The organism is Streptococcus parapneumoniae (assembly GCF_037076355.1).
In the GTDB taxonomy this organism is placed as follows: domain Bacteria; phylum Bacillota; class Bacilli; order Lactobacillales; family Streptococcaceae; genus Streptococcus; species Streptococcus parapneumoniae.
In genome coordinates this window covers 1,595,367-1,610,446 of record NZ_AP026968.1, presented here as the reverse complement: position 1 = coordinate 1,610,446, position 15,080 = coordinate 1,595,367, and the positions used below count along the sequence as shown (strand labels likewise).

13 protein-coding genes and 1 riboswitch are annotated in these 15,080 nt (G+C 39.7%); all 13 genes read left to right on the top strand.

Annotation, left to right across the window (positions count from 1 at the left end; genetic code table 11):
* The first annotated feature begins 252 nt into the window (after positions 1–252).
* The 13 genes from SP4011_RS08340 to thiE all read left to right on the top strand — a co-directional run bounded on the left by SP4011_RS08340 (position 253) and on the right by thiE (position 15,027).
* On the top strand, positions 253–552 hold the full coding sequence (locus SP4011_RS08340; protein ID WP_262081734.1) for a lactococcin 972 family bacteriocin: 300 nt from the start codon (positions 253–255) through the stop codon (positions 550–552).
* A 70-nt stretch (positions 553–622) separates the two neighbouring features.
* Positions 623–2,644 (top strand): bacteriocin-associated integral membrane family protein, encoded by a 2,022-nt coding sequence (locus SP4011_RS08335; RefSeq protein ID WP_338618752.1) that lies wholly within the window; start codon positions 623–625, stop codon positions 2,642–2,644.
* Position 2,645: 1 nt separating this feature from the next.
* On the top strand, positions 2,646–3,287 hold the full coding sequence (locus SP4011_RS08330; protein ID WP_000571283.1) for an ABC transporter ATP-binding protein: 642 nt from the start codon (positions 2,646–2,648) through the stop codon (positions 3,285–3,287).
* 208 nt (positions 3,288–3,495) lie between these two features.
* Positions 3,496–4,848: a UDP-N-acetylmuramoyl-L-alanine--D-glutamate ligase gene (gene murD, locus SP4011_RS08325; protein WP_338618749.1), complete on the top strand. Its 1,353-nt coding sequence runs from the start codon at positions 3,496–3,498 to the stop codon at positions 4,846–4,848.
* A gap of 1 nt (position 4,849) precedes the next feature.
* A complete protein-coding gene (locus tag SP4011_RS08320; protein ID WP_060627867.1) occupies positions 4,850–5,908 on the top strand; it encodes a UDP-N-acetylglucosamine--N-acetylmuramyl-(pentapeptide) pyrophosphoryl-undecaprenol N-acetylglucosamine transferase in 1,059 nt (352 codons plus the stop codon).
* A 9-nt stretch (positions 5,909–5,917) separates the two neighbouring features.
* Positions 5,918–7,138 carry an FtsQ-type POTRA domain-containing protein gene (locus SP4011_RS08315; RefSeq protein ID WP_112443451.1) on the top strand — a complete coding sequence of 407 codons (1,221 nt, stop codon included), beginning with the start codon at positions 5,918–5,920 and terminating at the stop codon, positions 7,136–7,138.
* 232 nt (positions 7,139–7,370) lie between these two features.
* The gene (pyrF, locus tag SP4011_RS08310) at positions 7,371–8,072 is read left to right on the top strand and encodes an orotidine-5'-phosphate decarboxylase (RefSeq protein WP_218764483.1); all 702 of its coding nucleotides are present in this window, start codon (positions 7,371–7,373) and stop codon (positions 8,070–8,072) included.
* A 33-nt stretch (positions 8,073–8,105) separates the two neighbouring features.
* A complete protein-coding gene (pyrE, locus tag SP4011_RS08305; protein ID WP_338618747.1) occupies positions 8,106–8,738 on the top strand; it encodes an orotate phosphoribosyltransferase in 633 nt (210 codons plus the stop codon).
* Between the two features lie 373 nt (positions 8,739–9,111).
* The gene (gene lysS, locus SP4011_RS08300; protein ID WP_338618745.1) at positions 9,112–10,602 is read left to right on the top strand and encodes a lysine--tRNA ligase; all 1,491 of its coding nucleotides are present in this window, start codon (positions 9,112–9,114) and stop codon (positions 10,600–10,602) included.
* Between the two features lie 622 nt (positions 10,603–11,224).
* The gene (gene lctO / locus SP4011_RS08295; protein WP_338618744.1) at positions 11,225–12,361 is read left to right on the top strand and encodes an L-lactate oxidase; all 1,137 of its coding nucleotides are present in this window, start codon (positions 11,225–11,227) and stop codon (positions 12,359–12,361) included.
* A gap of 148 nt (positions 12,362–12,509) precedes the next feature.
* A riboswitch (TPP riboswitch) is annotated at positions 12,510–12,598 on the top strand.
* A gap of 217 nt (positions 12,599–12,815) precedes the next feature.
* Positions 12,816–13,484: a TenA family protein gene (locus tag SP4011_RS08290; RefSeq protein WP_338618742.1), complete on the top strand. Its 669-nt coding sequence runs from the start codon at positions 12,816–12,818 to the stop codon at positions 13,482–13,484.
* Positions 13,485–13,613: 129 nt separating this feature from the next.
* Positions 13,614–14,396, top strand: coding sequence for a hydroxyethylthiazole kinase (gene thiM / locus SP4011_RS08285; RefSeq protein ID WP_338618741.1), 783 nt, complete (start codon positions 13,614–13,616; stop codon positions 14,394–14,396).
* A gap of 1 nt (position 14,397) precedes the next feature.
* Positions 14,398–15,027, top strand: a complete 630-nt coding sequence (gene thiE / locus SP4011_RS08280) for a thiamine phosphate synthase (protein ID WP_218764486.1) — start codon at positions 14,398–14,400, stop codon at positions 15,025–15,027.
* Positions 15,028–15,080 lie beyond the last annotated feature (53 nt).

The following is a 15,080-nucleotide window of genomic DNA, read 5'->3' as shown; positions in this document are numbered from 1 at the left end:
TATTTGGTTAGTACTGGTTGCATATTATTTTGAAATAAAACTACTATATAATATTATTCATATAGGTAACATAAAAATATTATTCATATAGGTGATATAGTAAAATATCTAAAAAATTCAATTTTTTCCTTGACAACAAATAATAAAAATGCTATTCTTATTATATAAGAAATCGGTTTCAAAAAAGAGAGAGGAGGATTTATTTTGTTGCATTGTTGCTCAGGGTGTGCTTTTTTTGAAAGGAAAAATAAAATGAAAACAAAAAAACATAGATTACTTGCTCTAGCTCTTATTTCAAGCTTTACATTATTGGGAGCTGCATCAGCTGCTGTACAATATCCAGATGGAGGAGTATGGACATATGGAGAAGGTTCAGGAGGTGGTTGGGCTTTTTCAAATTACTATCATGGTAAAAAATATCATTATTCTTCTCTTGTAAGTAAATGGGATAGTCATTCAGATAAAGGAGAAGCACCTGCAGGGAAAACTTCAGAGGCTTGGATTTGGACTAAATTTGGGGAACAAGTATCATTTTACTATGACTATGACTAATATTTAGTTTTCTTAGATAATTCCCCTTGTAAGAAATTACAGGGGGAATTTTGTTTACAAGGAGTCTACTATGAAGAAACTATTCATATTATTATCAACTTTTTTTCTCAGCTTCTTCCTTGTTTGGATTATTGTCTTACGTGCTCCACAATATTTGTATGCAAGCTATGATTCCGTCACCTTACTTCGTGTCAAAAAGGATACTCAGGAGCCGACGCGTGAGGTATTTGAACAGGAATTGGAGAATTTTGCAAACTCAGAACAGAGTTTAATAGCTAGGAGAATTGTAGAGCCGAGTAAGGATGGGACAACTCACTTTACTTATGCAACTTATGGTCAGGGAACTTTACCAAAAGAATTCCAAGAAGCTAGTCAAGAAAGTCGTGAACGTAGTGATCCACTAAATAGTTATCTCCTTTTATCAGGCTCCTTGACAAAAGAAAAGCTTGCCGATAAATTAGGAGATTTGGGTTATAAAGCAATTGCTGACCGAAAGACACCTCCCTATTCTCTTGCTTTTCGAATGTTACTAAATCCCCTTATTTTAATTAGTTTAGCAATATTTGGCTTATCTTTCTTTGCTTTAGTGATTATCACTCGGATTAAGGAAATGAGAGCAGCAGGTATAAAACTCTTTTCTGGTCAGACTCTCTTATCCATTATGGGGCATTCATTATCTACTGATATCAAATGGCTCCTTCTATCAGCCCTCCTTTCCTTCCTAGGTGGGGGAGTCGTTCTTTTTAGTCAAGGTTTGTTTTATCCTATCTTGTTAGCCACCTATGGTTTTGGGATTAGTTTCTATCTGTTGTTTTTATTGGGTATTTCAATTTTACTAATGCTCCTTTATCTAATGAGTTTGAGTTATAAAGCATTAGTTCCTGTTATTAAGGGGAGATTACCCCTTAAACGCTTGATGGCTTTAACCCTATTGTGTCAGTTAGTAGCTGTTTTTACAGTAGGCTACGCTGTTAAGACAGGCTTGACGTCTTACCAACGATTGAAAGAACTTGAAATTTCAAAACAAGCATGGAAGGATAGAGCAGATTATTATCAAATTTCTTTTGGCTTAGGTGATAGAGGAAAAGATACAGAAAATCTGAATAAGTGGTATGAATTTTCCAAAGAAGCAGTTGAAAAAGAACAGGCTCTATTTGTAAAAGATAATCTCATTCATTTTGCAAATCCTCAAGGAAAAAATGAACAGGGAGAGACACTGGATACCTATAGTCCAGATGCTAATGTTCTCTATGTCAGTCCAAGTTATTTGGATAAGGAAAAGGTCGTGGTAGATGCTGAGACCAAACAGAAGTTAGCCCATCTCCAAAAAGGTGAGTTTATCCTCTTGCTCCCAGAACATTTGCGCTCTCGAGAAGCAGAACTTAAGAAAGTTTTTGAAGAAAGATTGAGTTATTATGGAAAATCTGGTGAGGAGGCAAGTGCTCCTTTAGAGTATGAAATGAGAGCGATTGTTAGCTATCTTCCAACTGGAGAGAAGCGATTTATTTATAATAACGGTGAAAGCCCAGTATCCATCCAGTACTTAACCGATCCAATTTTAGTTGTATTTACTCCAACATCTACAGGTGATAGTATCATTTCCAAATCTAGTTGGTCTATCAATGCTGGAAAACAACTCTTTATCAAAGGATATGAGAGTGGGCTAGAACTCTTAAAGAAAGCTGGGATTTATGAGCAAGTATCCTATCTTAAAGAAGGAAGAAGTGTTTATCTAACTCGTTATAATGAAGTTCAAACTGAAACAGCAACTTTAATCCTAGGAGCTATTGTTGGAATAGCTAGTTCCTTGTTACTCTTTTATTCTGTCAATCTTCTATATTTCGAGCAATTCCGCCGAGATATCTTGATTAAACGAATTTCAGGTTTACGATTTTTTGAAACACATGCTCAGTATATGGTTAGCCAATTTGCCAGTTTTGTATTTGGTGCTAGTCTCTTTATTTTAAGCAGTCGAGACTTGGTGATTGGCTTGCTCACTTTATTAGTCTTTCTAGCTAGTGCAGTTTTGACGCTTTACCGTCAAGCCCATAAAGAATCTCGTGTTTCTATGACAATTATGAAAGGAAAATAGGATGATTGAACTAAAGAATATATCTAAAAAATTTGGAAGCCGTCAGCTATTTTCAGATACCAATCTTCATTTTGAAGGTGGGAAAATTTATGCCTTAATCGGTACAAGTGGCTGCGGTAAGACAACACTCTTGAATATGATTGGACGATTAGAGCCATATGACAAAGGACAAATCATCTATGATGGTACTTCTCTTAAGGACATCAAGCCTTCTGTTTTCTTTAGAGATTACTTAGGATACCTATTTCAAGATTTTGGCTTAATTGAAAGCCAAACCGTCAAAGAGAACCTCAATCTGGGTTTAGTTGGTAAAAAGTTGAAAGAAAAAGAGAAAATTTCTTTGATGAAACAAGCTCTAAACCGTGTTAACCTCTCTTATTTAGATTTAAAGCAACCTATATTTGAATTATCAGGAGGAGAAGCACAACGTGTTGCACTAGCGAAGATAATTTTAAAGGATCCACCTTTGATTCTCGCAGATGAACCAACCGCTTCACTAGACCCCAAAAACTCTGAGGAATTACTTTCCATCCTAGAATCTCTAAAAAATCCGAATCGAACCATTATTATTGCGACCCACAATCCTCTGATTTGGGAGCAAGTGGACCAAGTCATTCGAGTTACCGATTTATCACATAGGTGATATGGCAAGATTCATACTCAATGAAAATCAAAAAGCAAACTAGGAAGCTAGCCGCAGGCTGTACTTGAGTACGGCAAGGCGAAGCTGACGTGGTTTGAAGAGATTTTCGAAGAGTATCAGTTAGAAGAAAGAGTCACAAACACACTTTGTGGCTTTTTTATTTCCATAAAAATGGTAAAATAGTAAGAGTAGAAATGGAGTTTGAGACATGAAAGTAATAGATCAATTTAAAAATAAGAAAGTACTTGTTTTAGGTTTGGCCAAGTCTGGTGAATCTGCAGCTCGTTTGTTGGACAAGCTAGGCGCTATTGTGACAGTAAATGACGGGAAACCTTTTGAGGACAATCCAGCTGCCCAAAGTTTGCTGGAAGAAGGGATCAAGGTTATCACAGGTGGCCATCCTTTGGAACTCTTGGATGAAGAGTTTGCTCTGATGGTAAAAAATCCAGGTATCCCTTACAGCAATCCCATGATTGAAAAGGCATTGTCAAAGGGTATTCCAGTCTTGACTGAGGTGGAATTGGCTTACTTGATTTCAGAAGCGCCCATTATCGGTATCACAGGTTCAAATGGAAAAACGACCACAACGACTATGATTGGGGACGTTTTGACTGCTGCTGGGCAACATGGTCTTTTATCAGGAAATATCGGCTATCCTGCCAGTCAGGTTGCTCAAACAGCGACAGACAAGGACACTCTTGTTATGGAACTTTCTTCTTTCCAACTCATGGGCGTTCAAGAATTCCATCCTGAGATTGCGGTTATTACCAACCTCATGCCAACTCATATCGACTACCACGGTTCTTTTGAGGAATATGTAGCAGCCAAGTGGAATATCCAGAACAAGATGACAGCAGCTGATTTCCTTGTCTTGAACTTTAACCAAGACTTGGCAAAAGAATTGGCAAGAAAAACACAAGCTACCGTTGTACCATTCTCAACACAGGAAAAGGTTGATGGAGCTTATCTGGAAGATGGTCAGCTCTTCTTCCGTGGTGAAGTGGTCATGGCAGCGAATGAAATCGGTGTTCCAGGTAGCCACAATGTGGAAAATGCTCTTGCGACGATTGCTGTAGCCAAGCTTCGTGGTGTAGACAATCAAACCATCAAGGAAACTCTTTCAGCCTTTGGTGGTGTCAAACACCGTCTCCAATTTGTGGATGAAATCAAGGGTGTTAAATTTTATAACGACAGTAAGTCAACCAATATCTTGGCTACTCAAAAAGCATTGTCAGGATTTGACAACAGCAAGGTTGTCTTGATTGCAGGTGGTTTGGACCGTGGCAATGAGTTTGACGAACTGGTTCCAGATATTACTGGACTCAAGAAGATGGTCATCCTTGGTCAGTCTGCAGAACGTGTCAAACGGGCAGCAGACAAGGCTGGTGTGTCTTATGTGGATGCGACTGATATTGCTGATGCGACCCGCAAGGCCTATGAACTTGCGACTCAAGGAGACGTGGTTCTTCTCAGTCCTGCCAATGCCAGCTGGGATATGTATGCTAACTTTGAAGTACGTGGCGACCTCTTTATCGACACAGTAGCGGAGTTAAAGGAATAATATGAAAAAAATTGTCTTTACAGGTGGGGGGACGGTTGGACACGTCACCCTCAATCTTTTGTTAATGCCCAAGTTCATCGAAGATGGTTGGGAAGTCCACTATATCGGGGACAAGCGTGGTATTGAACACCAAGAAATCCTCAAGTCGGGCTTGGATGTCACCTTCCATTCCATTGCAACTGGAAAATTGCGTCGCTATTTCTCTTGGCAAAATATGCTGGACGTCTTCAAAGTTGGCTGGGGAATTGTCCAATCGCTCTTTATCATGTTGCGACTTCGTCCACAAGCTCTTTTTTCAAAGGGAGGATTTGTCTCAGTGCCGCCTGTTATCGCAGCGCGTGTGTCAGGAGTGCCAGTCTTTATTCACGAATCGGACCTGTCTATGGGATTGGCCAATAAAATCGCCTATAAATTTGCGACGAAGATGTATTCAACCTTCGAACAAGCTTCAAGTTTGTCTAAGGTCGAGCATGTGGGAGCAGTTACCAAGGTTTCAGACCAAAAAAATCCAGAACCAGATGAATTGGTGGATATTCAAACCCACTTTAATCCTAAATTGCCAACTGTATTGTTTGTCGGTGGTTCTGCGGGCGCTCGTGTCTTTAACCAATTGGTGACAGACCATAAGAAAGAACTGACAGAACGCTACAATATTATCAATCTAACTGGAGATTCTAGTCTGAACGAGTTGAGCCAAAATCTCTTTCGTGTCGACTACGTGACCAATCTCTATCAACCCTTGATGGAATTGGCTGATATTGTTGTGACACGTGGTGGTGCCAATACGATTTTTGAGCTCTTGGCCATGGCAAAATTGCATGTTATTGTGCCACTTGGTCGTGAAGCTAGTCGTGGTGACCAGATTGAAAATGCAGCTTACTTTGTAAAAAAAGGCTATGCAGAAGAGCTTCAAGAAAGCGATTTGACCTTGGATAGTTTGGAAGAGAAGCTTTCTCACTTACTAAGTCACAAGGAAGATTACCAAGCCAAGATGAAGGCTTCAAAGGAATTGAAATCTCTAGCAGATTTTTATCAATTGTTGAAAAAAGATTTATCATAAGGAAAGTAAATGTCAAAAGATAAGAAAAATGAGGGCAAAGAAATCCTCGAAGAATTGAAAGAGTTATCAGAATGGCAGAAACGAAACCAAGAATACCTAAAAAAGAAGGCTGAAGAAGAGGCAGCCTTAGCTGAGGAGAAGGAAAAGGAAAGACAAGCTCGAATGGCTTCAAAATCCGAAGAGTCAGATGAAACTGAGAACCAGAAGAGTGAATTTGATCCAAAAGACCCAGAATCAGCTAAGGGAGAGTCTGACGAAAAAGTAGCATCCTCAGAGGCTGACAAAGAGGAAGAAGAGATAGAAGAATCAGGGTCTAAAGAGAAGGAGGAACAGGATAAAAAGCTTGTTAAAAAGGCTACTAAGGAAAAAACAGCCAAAGCAAAGATTCCTGGCATCCATATCTTACGAGCCTTAACGATTTTATTTCCAAGTCTGCTTTTATTGATTGTCTCTGCCTACTTGCTCAGCCCTTATGCGACTATGAAGGATATCCGTGTTGAGGGAACAGTGCAAACTACGGCTGATGATATTCGACAGGCTTCAGGCATTCAGGATTCGGATTATACGATTAACCTTCTGCTAGATAAGGCAAAATATGAAGAGCAGATTAAGTCTAACTATTGGGTTGAATCAGCTCAGCTTGTTTATCAATTTCCAACCAAGTTCACTATCAAGGTCAAGGAATACGATATTGTGGCCTACTATGTTTCTGGTGAAAATCATTATCCTATTCTTTCCAGCGGTCAGCTTGAGACTAGTTCTGTGAGCCTGGTCAGTCTGCCAGAAACTTATATATCAGTTTTCTTTAATGACAGCGAACAAATCAAGGCTTTTGTCTCAGAACTTGCTCAAATTAGCCCAGAACTCAAGGCAGAGATCCAAAAGGTGGAACTAGCCCCAAGCAAGGTGACTTCCGATTTAATTCGATTGACCATGAATGATTCGGACGAAATCTTGGTTCCCCTTTCTGAAATGAGTAAGAAATTGCCTTATTACAGCAAGATTAAGCCACAATTGTCAGAACCAAGTGTGGTCGACATGGAAGCTGGAATTTACAGTTACACTGTGGCGGATAAATTAATTATGGAGGCTGAGGAAAAAGCCAAACAAGAGGCTAAGGAAGCCGAGAAAAAGCAGGAAGAAGAACGTAAACGTTTAGAAGAAGAACAGAAAAAACAAGAGGAAGAGAGCAATCGAAATCAAACAAATCAGCGTTCATCGCGTCGTTAGGTTTAGCTTTTCTCCTATAGCCCTTTAGTTTCCATGTTTTTACTTGACAAGTGCTAGTAGAAATAATAGAATAATAGAAAACCTTTAAAGCAGTCCAGAGAGGCAGCTAAGGTTAGACGGTGAAAGGGTGGAGACTACCCATTTTTCGTGGAACCTTGCTGTTGGCAGGTTCCTTTTTTCGTGACTTCTTGTGGTCAGACTCTCTCACTAGCAAAGGTAAAAGGAGAAACCTATGCGAGAACATCGTCCAGTTATTGCTCTTGATTTTCCTAGTTTTGAGGCAGTCAAGGAATTTTTAGCTCTTTTCCCAGCAGAAGAAAGCCTTTATCTCAAGGTAGGGATGGAGCTCTATTACGCAACAGGGCCTGAGATTGTATCTTACTTGAAAGGCTTGGGGCATAGTGTCTTTTTGGATCTTAAACTTCATGACATTCCTAATACAGTCAAGTCAGCTATGAAGGTCTTGTCTCAGCTTGGTGTGGACATGACCAATGTTCATGCTGCTGGGGGTGTAGAGATGATGAAGGCTGCGCGTGAAGGTCTTGGAAGTCAAGCCAAATTGATCGCTGTCACTCAGCTCACATCAACATCAGAAGCTCAGATGCAGGAGTTTCAAAACATCCAAACCAGTCTGCAAGAGTCAGTGATTCACTATGCCAAGAAGACAGCTGAAGCGGGTTTGGATGGTGTTGTTTGCTCGGCTCAGGAAGTGCAAGTCATCAAGCAGGCCACCAATCCAGATTTTATCTGTCTGACACCGGGCATTCGTCCTCAGGGAGCTGCTGTTGGAGACCAAAAACGCGTGATGACGCCAGCAGATGCCTATCAAATCGGTAGTGACTATATCGTAGTGGGACGTCCCGTTACCCAAGCTGAGGATCCTGTTGCAGCTTATTATGCCATCAAGGATGAATGGACACAGAACTGGAATTAAAGAACTAGATTAGAAAAATAAAAGGAGAAGACCATGACACTTGCTAAAGATATCGCTAGCCACCTCTTGAAAATCCAAGCCGTTTACCTCAAACCAGAGGAGCCTTTTACTTGGGCATCTGGTATCAAGTCGCCGTTTTACACAGATAACCGTGTAACTCTTGCCTATCCAGAAACTCGTACCCTAATTGAAAATGGCTTTGTGGATGCTATCAAAGAAGCCTTTCCAGATGTAGAAGTGATTGCAGGAACTGCGACAGCAGGGATTCCACACGGAGCTATCATTGCTGATAAGATGGACTTGCCTTTTGCCTACATCCGTAGCAAACCAAAAGACCACGGAGCTGGTAATCAAATTGAAGGCCGTGTAGCTCAAGGTCAAAAAATGGTAGTGGTTGAAGACCTCATTTCAACTGGTGGTTCTGTTCTTGAAGCCGTAGCCGCAGCTAAGCGAGAAGGAGCTGAAGTTCTTGGTGTTGTGGCGATTTTCAGTTATCAATTGCCAAAAGCAGATAAGAACTTTGCGGATGCTGGTGTGAAATTGGTAACACTTTCAAACTATAGCGAGCTTATCCATCTAGCCCAAGAAGAAGGCTATATCACACCAGAAGGCTTGGATCTCCTAAAACGCTTTAAAGAAGACCAAGAGAATTGGCAAGAGGTGTAAAAAATCAAAAGACTAAAAGGTTAAAAATTATACTATTCTGTCATATCAGGTGTATGAATGACAAGATTCAAGTTGTTAATGTTTTTTACGTCAATTGTTTAAGTTTTAGATTTGCTTGGCTTGCTCTTATATAAAAAGTAGCACACGTCATGAAAGTTACAAGGGTTAAAGTATAATCCATAAACATGGTCAGATTTCCTTTTCTGAGATGTTGGAATTTCTTGCTTATCCCAGTCTTTTCAGTGATTTTAGCGTCAAGTTCTTTTTAGTTTTGAAAGATTATCCGTGAATTTCTTGCTTATTTATGATAAAATGGGAGTATCGCAAAAAATGACTCATCGTATTCAATTTTGAGTAAAACTAGGAGGATCCCATGTCAACAGAACATATGGAAGAACTAAATGACCAGCAGATCGTTCGCCGTGAAAAAATGGCTGCGCTCCGTGAACAAGGAATCGATCCTTTCGGAAAACGCTTTGAACGTACTGCAAATTCACAAGAATTAAAAGATAAATATGCCGACCTCGATAAAGAACAATTACACGATAAAAACGAAACAGCTACTATCGCAGGACGCTTGGTAACCAAACGTGGTAAAGGTAAAGTAGGTTTTGCCCACCTTCAAGACCGCGAAGGTCAAATCCAGATCTACGTTCGTAAGGATGCTGTCGGTGAAGAAAACTATGAAATCTTCAAAAAAGCAGACCTTGGTGACTTCCTTGGTGTCGAAGGTGAAGTGATGCGTACGGATATGGGAGAACTCTCTATCAAGGCTACTCACATCACTCACTTGTCTAAAGCACTTCGCCCACTTCCTGAGAAATTCCACGGTTTGACAGACGTTGAAACCATTTACCGTAAACGTTACCTTGACTTGATTTCGAATCGTGAAAGCTTTGAACGCTTTGTCACTCGTTCAAAAATCATCTCTGAAATTCGTCGTTACCTTGACCAAAAAGGTTTCCTTGAAGTGGAAACACCTGTTCTTCACAACGAAGCTGGTGGTGCTTCTGCCCGTCCATTTATCACCCACCACAATGCCCAAAACATTGATATGGTGCTTCGTATCGCGACTGAGCTTCACTTGAAACGCCTTATCGTCGGTGGTATGGAACGTGTCTATGAAATCGGCCGTATCTTCCGTAACGAGGGAATGGATGCCACTCATAACCCTGAATTTACTTCTATCGAAGTCTACCAAGCTTATGCAGACTTCCAAGACATCATGGACTTGACGGAAGGCATTATCCAACATGCTGCTAAATCAGTCAAAGGCGACGGCCCAGTCAACTACCAAGGAACTGAAATCAAAATCAACGAACCATTTAAACGTGTTCATATGGTGGATGCTATCAAAGAAATTACTAGTGTCGATTTCTGGCAAGATATGACTTTGGAAGAAGCTAAAGCTATCGCTGCTGAGAAGAAAGTTCCAGTTGAGAAACACTACACTGAGGTTGGTCACATTATCAATGCCTTCTTTGAAGAGTTTGTTGAAGAAACCTTGATCCAACCAACCTTTGTCTATGGACATCCAGTAGCTGTATCTCCACTGGCTAAGAAAAATCCTGAAGACCAACGCTTTACTGACCGTTTCGAGCTCTTCATCATGACTAAGGAATACGGTAATGCCTTTACTGAACTCAACGATCCAATCGACCAGCTTAGCCGTTTTGAAGCCCAAGCTAAAGCCAAAGAACTTGGTGACGATGAAGCGACCGGCATCGACTATGACTACATTGAGGCCCTTGAATACGGTATGCCACCAACAGGTGGTTTGGGAATCGGTATCGACCGTCTCTGCATGCTCCTCACTGATACAACTACTATCCGTGACGTATTGCTCTTCCCAACAATGAAATAAGCTCTTATCCTCTGGTACTTGCCAGGGGATTTTTTGATGAAAAAAGAGACTGAATTTAAGGAGAAAATGAAGTATAGTGTATTGAAGTTGAAATAGTACACTTTGATTTCTAAGACATTGTTAGAAATTGGTTTAAATTCCCTAATCAATTTGCGCATGTTTTATTTCATTTTACGATAGTACGCTGAAACTTTTCAAAAAGTACTAGAAATTGACTTGGATCCCCCAATTGATTTGTTCAGATTCACTATAAATAAAAATTAATAAGTGGGATAGGAAGTTAGCGTCAACTAGGATAGTATCTTGCTTAAACAGTATATATGGGACTGCTATAAGTCCATAGGCCCTATTAGAGGATGTTCTGGTGTCTTATTCACTTGTTTTTTATAGCATTAGTAGATAGAATCAGCAAATAAAAAAGTAGTTCAAATGCCTGGCAGCAAAAGATCTCAACGATTCACTTAATATAGACTAAAGTTTAGAGTTTAAGGAAAGTAAGGATAGTATATTGTATGAAAAAATAAGATGGTTTTTAAGCAAAACTCTTGAAAATGATTGAAAAAAGAGTTATTATAGTTGTATAGTAAAAAGCAAACGCTTACTTAATCAAGGAGGGCATTTTATGTCATACAAAACAAGCAATGCAGAAGGTCATGTAGATTTCATCAATACCTATGATTTGGAGCCAATGGCGCAAAAAGTGATTCCTAAAGCAGCATTTGGCTATATCGCTAGTGGGGCGGAAGATACCTTCACTTTACGTGAGAATATTCGTGCCTTTAACCACAAACTCATCGTTCCTCATACTCTTTGTGATGTTGAAAATCCAAGTACAGAGATTGAATTTGCAGGTGAAAAATTGTCTTCACCAATCATTATGGCGCCTGTTGCAGCTCATAAATTAGCAAACGAACAGGGTGAAGTGGCGACTGCGCGTGGTGTGCATGAGTTTGGATCTCTTTACACAACTAGCTCTTACTCTACTGTAGATCTTCCAGAAATTACAGAAGCCCTTCAAGGGACACCTCACTGGTTCCAATTTTATTTTAGCAAAGATGACGGTATCAACCGCCACATCATGGACCGTGTGAAGGCTGAAGATTATAAAGCGATTGTCTTGACGGCAGACGCTACTGTGGGGGGCAATCGTGAGGTGGACAAGCGTAATGGTTTTGTCTTCCCAGTTGGCATGCCGATTGTTGAGGAATACCTACCAGAAGGTGCTGGAAAATCAATGGACTTTGTTTACAAATCAGCTAAACAACGCCTATCTCCACGAGATGTAGAATTTATCGCTGAATACTCTGGACTTCCTGTTTATGTCAAGGGCCCACAATGCCGTGAGGACGTTGAACGTTCGCTTGCTGCAGGTGCTTCTGGTATCTGGGTAACCAACCATGGTGGTCGCCAAATCGACGGTGGACCAGCTGCCTTTGACTCACTTCAAGAAGTAGCAGAAGCAGTCGACAAACGCGTACCAATTGTCTTTGACTCAGGTGTTCGTCGTGGTCAACACGTCTTTAAAGCCTTGGCTTCAGGTGCAGACTTGGTAGCTATTGGCCGCCCTGTCATCTATGGCTTGGCTCTCGGTGGTAGTATCGGTGTGCGCCAAGTCTTTGAACACTTGAATGCGGAATTGAAGACAGTCATGCAATTGTCTGGAACTCAGACCATTGAAGATGTCAAACATTTCAAACTCCGTCACAACCCATACAACCCAACCTTCCCAGTTGACCCACGTGACTTAAAATTGTATTGATAAAACAGCTTGCCTCCACATAATGTGGAGGTTTTTCTTCGTCTATAGGAAGAATAAATCACCATTAAAAACAATACAAATATATTTTCTAATCAAATATCTTGCTAGGGCTTTCATTTTTTGCTATACTGGTGCAGTAACTAAATAATAAAGACATTTGGGGTGCTTTAGGCTGAGATGATACCCATTGAACCTGATACAGTTAAGACTGGCGAAGGGAAATGTGAACGGTTTTTTTCGTATGGCGAAATGAACGGTTTAATCTCATAAGTCAACTCTAATTCTTGATTGTAATTGGAGTTTTTTTGTTTATATAAAACTGGATAGGCTTGTTTAGGTAGCTCTCTGTAAATGCCCTCGATGTTCTTTAAAAGGATCAAGTGAAACTAGGATTTTGCTTGGTATCTCTTGGTATTTTATTGATTACTAAGGAGTAAAGAGAGGAAAAATAAATATGGAAACACAGGTTTATGCATTTCAGCCAGGTTTGACTGTTGGAGAATTATTAAAAAATAGTCAGAAGGATTGGCAGGCTGCAATCAATCATCGTTTTGTCAAGGAACTTTTTGAAGGGACAATTGAGAATAAGGTCTTAAAAGACTACCTAATTCAAGATTATCACTTCTTTGATGCCTTCTTATCCATGCTGGGTGCCTGCGTAGCTCACGCAGACCAGCTTGAATCCAAGCTTCGTTTTGCCAAGCAACTAGGCTTTCTTGAAGCAGATGAAGATGGTTATTTCCAAAAGGCTTTCAAAGAGCTAAAAGTATCTGAGAATGACTATCTGGAAGTGAGCTTGCACCCTGTAACAAAAGCCTTTCAGGAGCTTATGTATTCTGCTGTGTCATCATCAGACTATGCTCATCTTTTGGTCATGCTGGTCATTGCAGAAGGTCTCTATTTAGATTGGGGTTCTAAAGATTTGGCTCTACCTGAAGCCTATATTCATTCGGAATGGATCAATCTCCACAGAGGTCCTTTCTTTGCAGAGTGGGTTCAATTTCTGGTTGACGAACTCAATCGTGTCGGGAAAGGTCGAGAAGATTTGACAGAACTTCAGCAACGCTGGAATCAAGCGGTCGCTTTAGAATTAGCCTTTTTTGATATTGGTTATGACGCCTAGAGAAGGTTTAGGATAGTTACAAATTTGATGAGGTAAATCATTCAATGTAAATGAAAAAAATTTCTTAACAAAAGATAGAGATAAATCGAAATCAATAGATCGTATAAAGTGAAAAGAAAGGAATTCAATATGACAAGTTTAAAATTATTAAAAGAAAAAGCACCTTTGGTCATTTGCATAACCAATGATGTAGTAAAAAATTTCACAGCAAATGGATTAGTAGCACTGGGTGCCTCACCAGCTATGAGCGAGTACCCAGCAGACTTAGAAGATTTATTAAAATATGCTGGAGGATTATTGATTAACATTGGGACTTTAACGGATGATAATTGGAAATTATACCAAGTTGCTCTGAAAATTGCAGAGAAATATAATGTCCCAGCAGTTTTAGATCCTGTAGCCTGTGGAGCAGGAGAATATAGAAAAAAAGTAGCAGATGATTTAATCAACAATTACAGACTAGCTGCGATTAGGGGGAATGCTGGAGAGATTGCTTCTTTAGTAGGTATAAATGTGGCATCTAAAGGAGTAGATAGTGCTGGTGTGGATAATATTGATGAGATTGCTCTAGCAGCCAACGCTAAGTTTCATATTCCAATAGTAGTGACTGGAGAAGTTGATGCGATTGCTGTTAATGGAGAAGTGGTAACGATTCATAATGGTAGTGCCATGATGCCAAAAGTCATTGGGACAGGATGTTTATTAGGGGCAGTGGTAGCAAGCTTTATCGGACTAGAAAAAGGTCAAGAATTGAAATCATTAGAAACAGCAATGTTGGTTTACAATATCGCTGGAGAAATGGCAGAAAAACGTCCAAATGGACATCTTCCTGGAACATTTAAAGTTGAATTTATGAATGCCTTATACGAGATTTCAGATGAAGATGTAAAGAAATTCAAAAGAGTGAAGTAAGATGTTTCATAAAGAATTACTAAAACTATATTTTATTTGTGGAACGACTACTTGCCAAGGAAAAGATCTATATACAGTCGTTGAGGAAGCCTTAAAAGGTGGTATAACCTTATTTCAATTCCGTGAAAAAGGTGAGGGAGCCCTGGAAGGTAAAGAAAAAGTTAAATTAGCAATTAAACTACAGGATCTTTGTAAAAAATACAATGTTCCGTTTATTGTTAATGATGATATTGATTTGGCGATGGAAATTGACGCTGATGGCGTACATGTAGGACAAGATGACCTTGGAGTTGATGAAATTAGAAAATTGATGCCAGATAAAATAATTGGTCTTTCTATAAAAAACGAGAAAGAATTTCAACAGTCAAAAGTTGAATATGTAGATTATGTTGGTGTTGGTCCTGTATTTGATACCCAGTCAAAAGATGATGCTGGTGGCGCTATAGGTTATGAAGGTCTTAAATTGATGAGAAAACTATTGCCACAAATGCCCTTAGTTGCAATTGGTGGGATACAGACGCAACATATTAAAGACATTATGAAGACCAATGTTGACGGTGTTTCAATCATTTCAGCAATATCGTATGCAAAAAATATAGAAAAAACTGTTCGAGAAATGAGTGAACAATAGGTATCTATCCTTGGATTCTAAGTAAGTGGAAGTTTTCCTTTTCTAAAAAGATA